This window comes from Algoriphagus yeomjeoni (genome assembly GCF_003259505.1).
Classification (GTDB): domain Bacteria; phylum Bacteroidota; class Bacteroidia; order Cytophagales; family Cyclobacteriaceae; genus Algoriphagus; species Algoriphagus yeomjeoni.
The window spans coordinates 147,262-159,597 of the sequence record NZ_QLLK01000008.1; the positions used below are offsets into that span (position 1 = coordinate 147,262).

At 41.6% G+C, this 12,336-nt stretch carries 8 protein-coding genes; 4 read left to right on the forward strand and 4 right to left on the reverse strand.

Going from position 1 to position 12,336, the window contains the following annotated elements:
• The first annotated feature begins 16 nt into the window (after window positions 1–16).
• A complete protein-coding gene (locus LV83_RS14460) occupies window positions 17–1,201 on the forward strand; it encodes a 6-bladed beta-propeller (protein WP_111612259.1) in 1,185 nt (394 codons plus the stop codon).
• A 47-nt stretch (window positions 1,202–1,248) separates the two neighbouring features.
• Window positions 1,249–2,232: an SMP-30/gluconolactonase/LRE family protein gene (locus tag LV83_RS14465; RefSeq protein WP_111612260.1), complete on the forward strand. Its 984-nt coding sequence runs from the start codon at window positions 1,249–1,251 to the stop codon at window positions 2,230–2,232.
• 118 nt (window positions 2,233–2,350) lie between these two features.
• Here the strand turns inward: LV83_RS14465 and LV83_RS14470 are convergent, their stop codons facing one another.
• The 3 genes from LV83_RS14470 to araD1 form a co-directional block, all read right to left on the reverse strand.
• On the reverse strand, window positions 2,351–3,571 hold the full coding sequence (locus LV83_RS14470) for a cupin domain-containing protein (RefSeq protein WP_111612261.1): 1,221 nt from the start codon (window positions 3,569–3,571) through the stop codon (window positions 2,351–2,353).
• Window positions 3,572–3,639: 68 nt separating this feature from the next.
• Window positions 3,640–5,883, reverse strand: coding sequence for an outer membrane protein assembly factor BamB family protein (locus LV83_RS14475; RefSeq protein ID WP_111612262.1), 2,244 nt, complete (start codon window positions 5,881–5,883; stop codon window positions 3,640–3,642).
• A 218-nt stretch (window positions 5,884–6,101) separates the two neighbouring features.
• Window positions 6,102–7,118 carry an AraD1 family protein gene (gene araD1 / locus LV83_RS14480; RefSeq protein WP_111612263.1) on the reverse strand — a complete coding sequence of 339 codons (1,017 nt, stop codon included), beginning with the start codon at window positions 7,116–7,118 and terminating at the stop codon, window positions 6,102–6,104.
• A 491-nt stretch (window positions 7,119–7,609) separates the two neighbouring features.
• Between araD1 and LV83_RS14485 the strand changes: the two genes are divergently transcribed.
• Window positions 7,610–8,344, forward strand: a complete 735-nt coding sequence (locus tag LV83_RS14485) for a ferritin-like domain-containing protein (RefSeq protein WP_111612264.1) — start codon at window positions 7,610–7,612, stop codon at window positions 8,342–8,344.
• A gap of 17 nt (window positions 8,345–8,361) precedes the next feature.
• Window positions 8,362–9,168: a ferritin-like domain-containing protein gene (locus LV83_RS14490; protein WP_111612265.1), complete on the forward strand. Its 807-nt coding sequence runs from the start codon at window positions 8,362–8,364 to the stop codon at window positions 9,166–9,168.
• Between the two features lie 76 nt (window positions 9,169–9,244).
• On the opposite strand, the gene LV83_RS14495 is transcribed toward LV83_RS14490, so the two are convergent.
• Window positions 9,245–12,187, reverse strand: a complete 2,943-nt coding sequence (locus LV83_RS14495; RefSeq protein ID WP_111612266.1) for an FAD-binding and (Fe-S)-binding domain-containing protein — start codon at window positions 12,185–12,187, stop codon at window positions 9,245–9,247.
• Between the last annotated feature and the right edge of the window lie 149 nt (window positions 12,188–12,336).

Genomic DNA, 12,336 nt, shown 5'->3' on the forward strand with positions numbered 1-12,336 from the left:
ACAAACTTGCAATTTCATGAAAAATCTATCCCACAGCTTTTTCATCATTCTAATATTTTCATTTTTTAGTTGCCAATCTTCTGAAGAAGGTTCTGAAATTCAGACTTTCGCAATTTCGGAGTCAGACATCTCCGCATTTGATGAGGTGGTCACTTCAATTGAATTTATCCCACTGAAAAACAAAGCAGATGAACCTGTAAATCTGAATTGCAGTGTCTGGAATCTGAAAGTCACCGAAAAGTTTTTGGTCTATACGACTCTTTGCAATCCTGAATCAAAAATCCACCTTTTTGACCATAACGGAAATTATCTAAAAAGCTTCGAAAGAAGCGGAAATGGTCCCGAGGAATATCAAATCATGCAAGGAATAGATTTAAATCAAGACACACTTAGCATTACAGTCGGTGCGGGCCTTATCAAACAATACCACTTTCCTGATTTTGAGTTTATTGGGACAGTTAATTTGGATAAAGAGGCAATGTTCCTTCCGTATTTCACCAAGATTTCAAAAACCAAGTGGCTAACCGCACCGATGCATACTGGGGAATTGGATGAAAATGGGGAGTATAAACTTTACAAAATAATGGACAGCTCCGACGGTAAAACAGTCGAATTGCCAATTGGAGCAACTCCATTGACTGCAGAAATCAGCGAGGGGGAATTCGCAAAATTGGGACAGAGTTATTTACTGAACTATGCATTTTCAGACACCATATATCAATATAAAAATGACCAAGTGACACCCTATGCCAGCTTGGATTTCGGGGAGAGAAAACCATCCGCAGATGATTTGAAAATGGACGGGGCACAGCTAGAAGCAACTGTCACCAATCAGCCTTTTGTAATCAACATGGGTAAAATATGGCAGACTGATTCTATCTCTAGAATAAAAACTTTTGCGCTCGCAAAGAATCCTGACATGGACATCACTAACATGAGAACATTTCCTGTGCATGAAGTTTTTCTAAACCATGAGACAAATCAAGTCACCGCATTCAAATCATTAGCCGGCTGGTCGAATGGCAAAGGAGATGCAAAAGATGGCTATTTCTATGACGTTCTTCGAACGGATGATTGGATTTACGCTTTGGAAAATGGGACGCTGGGCAAATATGCTGAACAGCTAGAAAAGTCGATTGGAGAACTTGGAGATTTCGAAGATCCTATTCTTATTAAATATCAAGTGAAAATGAAAAATTAAGAGACTAAGATTCTCAAAGAAAACCTAAATACAATAAACCTATACCCATGAAAAAACCTATTCTAACCTTATTCGCCTTTGCCATCCTCTATTCGGCCAATGCGCAAAATATTACGCCTACAGCGACTATAGAATTCCTGTCTGAGGATCTTTCCCGAATTATTCAAAAGAATGCAACTGTAGAAGTGATCGCCGAAGGATTTCAATTTACCGAGGGTCCTCTTTGGATAGAAAAGGAAAAAATGCTTCTCTTTTCAGACGTTCCAGCCAACACGATTTACAAATGGACTGAGGAAAAAGGGAAAGAAGTTTACTTAAAACCAGGTGGTTATACCGGAGCTAAGGAAAGAGGGGGTTTTATGGGACCAAATGGATTGCTACTTTCCCCGGATGGCAAGCTTTGGATTTGCCAGCATGGGGACAGGCGGATCGCAGAGATGGACGCTCCCCTCTCAAAGCCTAATGAGTCTTACAGTACCGTAGTGGATTCTTTTGACGGTAAAAAACTAAATAGTCCCAATGATTTGATTTTATCCAAAGCTGGGGATCTATATTTTACTGATCCATCTTATGGTCTGGCAAGTGATGCAGAAAAGGAAATTGACTATCAGGGAGTTTACAAAATGAGCCCTACCGGAGACGTCACCTTACTTCTTGACTCCATCGATCAGCCAAATGGAATAGCTATTTTCCCAAATCAAAAAACCCTATTGGTGTCAAACTCTGATCCTGTCAAAAAGAAATGGTATGCATATGACTTGGCAAAAGACGGCTCAGTAACTAGCGGGAAAGTTTTTCATGATGCCAGCGATGCTTCAGAGCCGGGCTTATGTGACGGATTCAAAATTGACAAAAAGGGGAATGTATTTGCCTCCGGCCCAGGAGGAATCTGGATATTCAATCAATCAGGTGACTTATTAGGGAAGATTAAATTAGAAGGAGCTTCCGCTGCAAATTGTACTTTATCCCCGGATGGAAAAACACTTTATATAACAGCCGAACAGTATTTACTCAAAATGAAGATGAGATAAACTCCGCCTCATTAAGCCTAAAAAACCTCCAAGAGATCCATTTCTTGGAGGTTTTTCTATTTCTATACTATTGAGGAATTTAGATATTGATTTGGCTCAGACCAAATCGACTGAAACCTTACCGCTGATCATCCTCTCCCATCACATCATAGCCACGCCATTTATATGACTCTGCTAGTTGAGAAGCAGCCGGCCAGGCAATCTGGTGCTGTGGACTAGCCACCCATTTCATTCTGTTTTCTTCTGTATCAAAGGAAATCTGGATTTGATAATTGAAGGCCGTAGGCTCTGCTTCTATACCTTTTGCTTGCTCCTCTGGAAAAAGGCGAAGTAATTTGGAGCTCAGGTATCCATCCTGAACGAGCATGGCCGGGACATATATAGAGTGATACATTTTCTCAAAAGCGGCTGCATTTTCTAGCGAAACCACAAAATCCATTTGCAAAGCCATAGCTATCGGCTCAGGCGATCCACCAGAGTAATTGGCACTTTTATCTGCAGAAACTGACACGCCAATGACCAACAATTCAAGATCATCAGCACCCGTATTTTCCAACGAAATACTTTCTCCCAACAATCCTGTGAACGCATCATCAGCTGCAATCTCATTCGTCACACCATCAATGGATAACTTGCCCTCACCTTTCAAAACATAATAAACCTCCTCGATGCCTTCCAATTGCCGAGGACCAACAGATTTCCCCGCTGGAATCACCAAATGATCTACACTATTCCAGCTTGTTCTGAATACTTCTGGACCAAAAGCTCTGCGGGCAAGCACACCATTTCCCAAATAGGGGTGATTATCAGCCCGAAGTTTATCTTTTGTGAATTCATACGAAACAAAAACAGGAACCTTATCTATTTCTGCTCCTTCCCGGGTATCACCCAGATCAAAAGCATCACCCTGAGCTTTTCTTTCCGAAACAGCATAATTCAACCATTTTAAAGGTTTATCACTAGAATTATAAATGGCATGAGCATCTCCCAGCTTGCAGGGTACTGCCACAGGTCCCTTGAGTGTAGAAGTACGTCCATTGACAGTAAACTCAGCTTCACCATCGAGTAGAATATACATCTCCTCGATCGAATGATGAAAATGGTGACCGATGCCCGACTTTGGCTGAATCACTCCAGAATGCAGGTAGAGAAAATTAGTAGATAGGTCATTTCGCCCAACCAATTGAGTAAAGCCCATTTTACCAGCCCCTGCATGTACAGCGGATAGTTCCCGGTACTTTGCTGGGTCATTATGGATTATTCGTTCTTTGGATTCAGATTGCTGAGCCCAAGATGCCATCGTGGCAAGAGAAATGGCTAAGGTTAAAATACTTTTCATTTTATTCTAGGTTTAAGAGATTGAATAGAAGTAATAGGATTAAGCTGCTCCTTTATCAGTTCAGGTTATTACTCTGGTAGAGAATAAACCACGTATCCTTTTGGCAAAGCCCCAGGCCTTTTGGAGAAATCGTAGCTCGTAGGGTCAAACCTGTTGGAAGCATTGATCACTAAATATTGCTTTCCATTTACCACGTACATTCCAGGCTGTCCGGTCGATTCGTTGTCCAAGGTAGTTTCCCAGAGGATTTTTCCGTTATCAGCATCGAATGCATAGACAATCCCTCCTTTGCCAGTGGCAAAAACCAGATCTGTTGAAGTTATCACCATTCCTTTTCTTATCGTTCCGCTTGGAGCACCTGTGGTTTTATCTCCATTGGTAAAAGCAGAATCCAGCCCTATTGGCTGTCGCCATTTGATGGTTCCATTGTTAAGATCATACGCAAATATAGATGCCCAAGGAGGAGCGGTTAGCGCTTGCCACTCTGTACCGTAAGCAGTAGTATATCTATCCTCTGGGTGAATTACATCCTCTGGATAATCCTCTAAAGGGGCAGCACGAGTTGTGTCTTCTGGGATGTTCACGCCTCCAGAAGCTACTATCGGCCCAGTAATTTCAGGAGCTTCTGAAGCATTCATCATTCCTCTAAACCGGTTTGGGGATCCGCCAAGATATCTGTGCATTGCCAAAACAGTAGCTTCCTCAATATGGACAAATGCTGGCATTCTTCCTCTGCCTTCCGAAAGCAGGGTTTTAAATTCATCGTATGAATACCGTGCACCTACATTTATTAACGAGGGACCAGCTCCTCCTCCTTTCATTTCCTCTCCGTGACAGGTCTGACAAGACCCCGCGTAAAGCGTACTTATTTTATTCTTTTCATCATCCGAAAGAACCGGCTCCACCGGAACTACTTTTGAAAGTTTATAGATTGATGCATAGTCTTGGGCCATGATGTACATGATTCCTTTGTCAGGGTTTGTTCCCGTATTCCCATAGCTGGCGCCTCCCAAAGCACCTGGCATAGTGACGGTTTCATATTTATCAGACGGAGGAATATACAATCCTGATTTTGCGGTATCCAATCGAGCATACCACTGTTGCTTCAATTCTTCGGAGAAATATGGGTTTAAGGTTTCCTTCGTTACTTCATGCCTGGTAAAATCCGGAATTACGGCAGGTATAGGTTGGGTAGGCCAAGCTTTTTCACCTGGCATTTCGCTGGCTGGAAATGGTCTTTCTTCAATTGGAAAGACCGGCTCTCCAGTATCTCTATCAAAAACAAAAACAAACCCATGTTTAGTCGCTACTGCGACCACATCAATCTCTTTTCCATCCTTATTAATTGTCAATAATTGTGGTGCTGAAGCCAAATCATAATCCCAAAGGTCATGATGTACAGTTTGATAATGCCAGATTCGCTTGCCGGTTTTGGCATCTAATGCTACCAGAGAGTTCCCAAAAAGACCTGTGCCTTCACGGTCTGCTCCATAAAAATCATATGTTGGTGAGCCTATAGGTAAAAATACTATCCCCCGTTTTTCGTCCACTGTCATTTCACTCCAGACATTGACGGCTCCTACGTACTTATAGGCATCTTTTGGCCAAGTGTCATAACCAAATTCACCGGGCTGGGGTATCGTGTGGAATGTCCATTCTAACTTTCCAGTTACAACATTATAAGCCCTCACATAACCAGGTGGAGAAAAAAACGTCTCTCCTGGTGCGGAACCTAAAATCACCAAATCACCAAAAATAACACCCGGCATCATTGATTGCATTCGACGAATACTTGTCGGATCGCGATCCAGACCTATTCGTAAATCTACATATCCGCCAGTTCCAAAATCAGTGATACTTTGGCCTGTGAGCGCATCGATTTCCTGAAGCGAGTTATTCAGTGTAAATACGAGCCTTCTATCGCTTTTATCCCTGCTTTCCCAGTAGTTTATCCCTCTTCTAGACAAACCTCTCAAGTCCGTATGTATCCAGAGCTCCTTCCCCGTGACTGCATTCAAGGCAATCAGGGAGTTGTTTTTCCCATACACATACATGATGGTATCGACGATAATCGGGCTGAAACTGTAGAAGCTATTATCCTCTACGGGATAATTCCAGACTACTTCTAGCTGATTCACATTTTCCTTGGTGATCTGTGAAGCGTTGAAATACTTGGATTGATCTGGACTGCCACCGTAATGCGACCAGGTAGTATGATCGTTTTGTTGGTCAGATGTACAATTGAAATTAGTCCCGAGAATTAAAACAATAATGAGACTTTTTAATAGGCTTAGGGTATTTTGGAATTTCATTTTATATAATGAATTAATTTTGCTTAAAGCTAATTTTTCAATATATACTTCGCTAATACCAATTGCAATATTAATTATATAATGACAAGAATTTTAGGTGAATTTGGCACCCAGAAACCTTAGGGTCAAGTACTTTTCAAGAGTTTTATCTGAATACTAAAGAGATAAACGCTTTCAGAACAACGAATAATACCCAAACAGCAAAATGAAAATCAACATTAAAGGTTAGATTTTACTCGTATAAACTCTTGATTTTTACCCTCAAATTCTATTGAATTAACCAGACTGCGCCCCATTCCTTCCCATTGTACTTTCATCTGATCACCTGTTTGCAAACTAATGCCGGCGCCGAAACTAAAGGCTCCTGTACCAAAAAAATGAACATGTGCCTGAAATGGCTGACGATGATCAGGATATTTAAAATGATGATATTCCAGGTTAGCTAAGCTATGGGCCATGTTGTTTTCACCAGTTTTTAGATCGGCGGACCATAGCACTTCTTCTCCACGGGACACACTTACCTTTCCACTCAAATCCGAAAACTCATCAGTAAGAACGAGTTCAGGACCGATGGAGCAAGTACGCAATTTGGATGGCGCCAGGTAGAGGTAATTCTGCTTTTCCATGACATGATCTGAGAATTCATTACCTGTTGTAAACCCAATCCTAATCGGCTGGCCTTTTCTGTCTATGATATAAATACCAGCAATCTCCGGTTCTTCTCCACCATCATTTCCAAAAGCAGGAACATCCAAGGCCTCACCATGTCCTTTTAGAATAGACCCAGTTCCTTTATAGAACCATTCTGGCTGAATACCGATTTTGCCGTCCGAAGGTTTTCCGCCCTCTACTCCCCACTGATAAACCTTCATGCTGTCTGTCAAGGCGTTTCCCGCTTCGCTTTGATGCATGACATTTCGATTCATCGCGCTGCTGTGATGTGTCAAGCCTGTGCCAGATACCATGCAATTTGAAACTACATCTGGATTATCGAAAGACGGCAACAACCTCCATTCGCTTGTTCCAAAATAAACTTTATCGTAATCCAGCTTTTCAGTTGAAAGTTGTTGCTGTAAAAGCATATGAATCGAGACCTCAGAGTCCAGTGATTTTAAAGCTAACTGGTAAATAGAAGTGAATTCATTCAGCAAAACCAGGAAAGGTTCTGCTACTACTGCTACTTTTCTCCCCTTTACTGGATGGATAAGCTGGACTAATCTAGTATTCTCTTTCATTTTGGTTTATTTAATAGGTCAAAAGTTATAGTTGCAAGTTGAAGTTATAGTAATCGACATAAAAAGCCTTATTTCTTTTTAAGTAATTCCGCAACTTTTTAGCCCGACCATACATGTTCTGCGAAAACCTACTGCAAAAGGGTGTATAATAGAATATTTCTCTTGCTAATTCCCCTTTTACATATCCAAACTTTTTTCCTCAAAGCCTTCGGGCAATTTTTATTTTAAATCCCTCAATCCAATCTCATAACTCACTTCGTATATAAAAAAGAAGAGTTTAAACGCTTTAAAAGCCCTTTTAAAAGATCTAGCAAATTTTAAGAAGAGAGCTTAAAGGCTTTAAATGGTATTATTTTTTAATCTTTTATAGATAGGAATCAGAGTAGTTTAGTATATATTTTATTCTTTTTTGAATTTAAAATTACCCATCTAATAATGGGTTGAGGTACTCTGATTGTTCGAATAATTTTAACCATTTAAAAACAATCATCATGTCAAAACAAACTTTACTAGATGAGTCAAATGCTGCTTTGAGCCAAAACAAAGGCGACCGCAGAAAATTTCTCAAGTTCAGTGGAGCAGCTATTGCTACCACTGGAATTTTATTATCAGGCTGTCAGGAAGTATTCGAAGCACTACCGAATGCACGAACTGAAGGAAAAGGACCTGCAATGCGATCAGTGCCACTTGGAAAAGGAGACATTGGTATTCTAAATTATGCCTACGCTTTAGAACAACTGGAAGCGGCATTTTACCTGCAAGTTGTCGCTACGATGTATTCAGGAATCTCTGAGTCGGAAATGGTAATGATGGAAGATATCAAAAACCATGAAGTAGCACACAGAGATTTTCTAAAAGCTGCCTTAGGGAAAAATGCCATTGTCGACCTGAATTTTGATTTTAGCAGTGTAGATTTTAGTGATAGAGATAGTGTATTAGCTACCGCTAAAGTTTTTGAAGACTTGGGAGTGGCTGCCTACAATGGAGCTGGCCAACTTTTAGAAAGTCCTGACTACCTACTAATTGCAGGTAAAATCGTCTCTGTAGAAGCTCGCCATGCCGCAGCCATCAGAAGTATTTATGACAATGATTTCACCTCTTTTGCGGGAGATGATATAATTGATGCAAATGGATTGGATAGAGCCTTTTCACCTACTACTGTTTTGGAAGCTGCCGCACCATTCATCATGAATAAAATCATTGCGAATCAACTTCCTACTTCCTAACCTTAAAGAATCACAACATGAAAATATTAGAAGTACTTAAAAAATATGACATCAAGACAGAAGAGCTTGATGCATTTACCTCAAGACGTGAAGCATTCAGGAAACTGGCAAGCTTTGGAAAAAGCGTGGCATTTGCAGCAATTCCTGCAGGAATGGTCGCTGGAAGCACACAGAACGCATCTGCAGCGCATATTCCTACGGTAATCAATGTGCTCAACTTTGCACTCACGCTAGAATACCTGGAAGGAGAATACTACACTACTGGTATCAATTCTCCGGGACTGATTCCAGCTGGCAAAGACATGGCTATTTTCGAAACCATCGAAAAGCATGAAGTAGATCATGTTGCTTTTCTGAAGGCAGCAATTGCAAGTTATGGTGGAACTCCAGTGGAAAAACCAACATTCGATTTTACGGCTGGAGGAAATTTCTCACCATTTACCGATTATGAACAATTTCTAATCTTAGCTCAGGCATTTGAAGACACTGGTGTACGAGCCTATAAAGGTCAGGCAGGAAATCTTATAGAAGAGAATTCCGCCCTGACAGCTGCACTGCAAATCCACTCAGTAGAAGCGAGACACGCATCTGAAGTCAGAAGACTAAGAGGGCTGAAAGGCTGGATCACTCAAGCGGAAAGAGGGACTGGAATGCCTGCAGCAACACAGGCAGTCTATAACGGAGAAGACAATTTAATCCAAGGGGGAGTCGATGTTACTACCGTTACTCCAATAGGTTCTGATGGTATTACAGAGAGTTTTGATGAACCACTAACCACCGAAGAGGTTTTGACCATAGCTGGATTATTTATAGCTCAGGCCTAAAAAGGGTCGTTTCAAAACATATAAGGCCGGATCAATATCCGGCCTTATTTTTTTAAACGCTTACAAACCACTTTTCCTAATTCAATGCCTCCCACAAAATCTCCACGGGATGCTTGGCTTTTCGCCCAGTCCCATCGGCAATCTGATGTCTGCAGGAAGTACCTGGCGCTGCAATGACGGTTTCAGCCTCGGCGCTTCTTACTGCTGGAAAGAGTACCAACTCTCCTACTTGCTGTGAAACTTCATAATGCTCCGCTTCGTAGCCAAAACTTCCGGCCATTCCACAGCATCCACTTGGGATAGTTTCCACAGAGTAATTGACTGGCAATGACAATAACTTCTGAGTCCAAGTCATGGAAGAAAGTGCTTTCTGATGGCAATGACCATGAAGTTTTATCTTTTGGGTTTTGGTGGTAAAAGAATCAGATTTTATGTTTCCCGCAGCGATTTCCTGAGCCAAAAACTCATCGATTAACTTCACATGAAACTTCAGTTTCTTCGCTTCCTCCACCAATTCTTTTTTTACAATTCTCGGATACTCATCCCTAAAACTCAGAATAGCCGAAGGTTCCAAACCAATCAAAGGAGTATTTCCATCAATGATTTTTGAGAAAATGGACACATTTGCTTCAGCATGTTTCTTAGCTTTTGGCAACAAGCCCTTAGAAAGCGCCGATCTACCACTTTCCTCATGATCCACGACTTTTACATCGTACCCTAGCTTTTTAAGAAGAGAAATAGCTTTTATTCCAATCGCAGTATCGTTGAAATTTGTAAACTCATCTACAAAAAAGTAAACCGATTTGATCTGTGGCGTAGCACTTGGCAAAGATTGATAATTCTTTTTGTACCATTTGCGCAAGCTAATCTTACTGATCTCAGGGAGATTTCGCTGCGGAGCTACACCCAAAATGGACTTCATTATACCTCCAGTCAGCCTATTTCCCAACATGAAATTCGCCAGCCCACCAGTTTTTGAGCCAAGCTCATTCAGTTCATTGATGTAGGCAAAAGCTCTGGATCGAAGCGGTATTCCATTTGTCTTTTGATATTGATAGAGGAATTCAGCTTTCATGCTGGACATGTCCACATTGGAAGGACATTCGGCAGTACAGCCCTTGCAGGAAAGACACAAATCCATCGCTTCCTTGATTTCGGGATGGTTGAAGGCGTTTTCCTTTTGGTCCATCGTAAGAAATTCACGTAAGGTATTAGCTCGGCCACGAGTCGTATCCTTTTCATTCCGAGTCGCCATGTAGCTAGGACACATCGTACCACCAGAACCTGGCAATTTTCTGCAATCTCCAGAGCCGTTACACTTTTCTGCCAAGCGAAGTATTCCACCTACATTGGAGAAATCCATCAACGTATCATGCGTAGGTGTCTCCATATCCGGCTCGTAGCGCAGAAATTTATTCATCGGAGCAGCATCAACTATTTTCCCTGGATTGAAAATATTCTGTGGATCCCAGGAGAATTTGATCCTTCGGAAAAGCTCGTAATTCTTTTCCCCAACCATCAGCGGAATAAATGCAGCACGAACTCGACCATCACCATGCTCGCCACTCAGGGAACCCTGATACTTTTTTACCAATTCGGCAGAGGCTTTAGAAATATTGTAAAACTCCTCCACGTCTTTGGACTTTTTCAAATCCAAAATAGGTCTCAAATGTATCTCTCCAGCGCCAGCATGTGCATAATAAACCGGCTTTTGATTAAAGCCATCCATCATTCCTCCGACCTCATCAATGTAATCCGCCAGATCTTCTATATCCACCGCAGTATCTTCAATACAAGCAACAGCCTTCGCATCGCCTGGAATATTTGCCAAAAGTCCCAATCCCGCTGAGCGAAGAGCCCAAGCGGTAGAAACCATCGCAGGCTCAATAATCGGATAGGCGTAACCAAGTCCAGTGGCAATCAAATCATCGACCAAAGCCTTGCCTTTCGCCATAGCTTCTTCTAGAGTTTTTCCCCGAAACTCCACCATCAAAATCGCCTCAGGATCACCCTCAACGAAGTAGCGATTTTTGCTATATTCAATACTCTCTTTGGTGCAGTCCAAAATAATTTTATCCATCAACTCAACAGCTGTAGCTGGATGCTTCATTGCCGTCTGTGCAGAAACCATACTCTGATGAATCGTCTCAAAATGTGCTGCAACTACGATTTCGATAGGTTCAGGAAGTGGATCAAGACTGATTTTGATTTCTGTGGTAAAAGCCAATGTGCCTTCTGAGCCACTCAAGAGCTTACAAAAGTTGAATTTTTCTTCTCCCTCAAAAACATCAGCTTTCAGCAATTCATCAACAGCATAACCCGTGTTTCTTCTATGAATTGACTTCTTCGGGAATTGTGCATGAATCTCTTGCCGAGCTTCTTCGTCTCCTAACTCCTCTACTACTTTTCTATAAATATCGCCTTCGAGTGATTTTAGTTTGGTTTTCTTTTCAAACTCACCTTTCGAAAGTGCCTCAAACTTCACCGGGTTCCCATCACTTAAAATCGTATCAAGAGAAATGACTTTGTCCCGTGTCACTCCATAGACTATCGAAGTGGTTCCCGATGAATTATTTCCCACCATTCCACCAATCATCGCTCGGTTGGCAGTAGAAGTAATCGGACTGAAGAAAAGTCCATGTGGTTTCAAATAGCGATTGAGCTCATCACGTACTACCCCTGGTTGCACTCGAACCCATCGTTCTGCCACATTCAATTCCAGTATTTGAGTAAAATGTTTGGAGACATCCACTACGATTCCGTTGCCCACACATTGCCCGGAAAGGGAGGTGCCAGCAGTTCTAGGAATCAGAGAAGTGCCATTATTGGAAGCAAAAAGTATCAGCTTCTGTATATCTGATTCAGTCTTTGGAAAAGCAACAGCTAGCGGCATTTCCCGATAGACTGATGCATCAGTGGCATATAGAGTTTTTGTTAATGAATCAACTTGCAAGGTTCCTTCCAGTTGAGCGGAAAGTTCTTGAAGCAAAGGCAATAAGTTAGGCTGGTTTGAAGACATGCCCAAAAATAACCCGATGTGATGGAATTAAGGAAAAGTTGAGGGAAAAGAATTTACAAATGATCAATCTTCAAATTCAATGCTCAATGGATCAAACTTGGAAATTGAATTTGAACCTTGAGAATTGATAATTCCGCCATTCTCTCCTT

Bases quoted from the DNA above. Each gene is read 5' to 3' on its own strand.
- LV83_RS14465 (WP_111612260.1), top strand. From the start codon at position 1,249: ATGAAAAAACCTATTCTAACCTTATTCGCCTTTGCCATCCTCTATTCG.
- LV83_RS14495 (WP_111612266.1), bottom strand. From the start codon at position 12,187: ATGTCTTCAAACCAGCCTAACTTATTGCCTTTGCTTCAAGAACTTTCC.
- LV83_RS14460 (WP_111612259.1), top strand. From the start codon at position 17: ATGAAAAATCTATCCCACAGCTTTTTCATCATTCTAATATTTTCATTT.
- LV83_RS14485 (WP_111612264.1), top strand. From the start codon at position 7,610: ATGTCAAAACAAACTTTACTAGATGAGTCAAATGCTGCTTTGAGCCAA.
- LV83_RS14470 (WP_111612261.1), bottom strand. From the start codon at position 3,571: ATGAAAAGTATTTTAACCTTAGCCATTTCTCTTGCCACGATGGCATCT.
- LV83_RS14475 (WP_111612262.1), bottom strand. From the start codon at position 5,883: ATGAAATTCCAAAATACCCTAAGCCTATTAAAAAGTCTCATTATTGTT.
- LV83_RS14490 (WP_111612265.1), top strand. From the start codon at position 8,362: ATGAAAATATTAGAAGTACTTAAAAAATATGACATCAAGACAGAAGAG.
- araD1 (WP_111612263.1), bottom strand. From the start codon at position 7,118: ATGAAAGAGAATACTAGATTAGTCCAGCTTATCCATCCAGTAAAGGGG.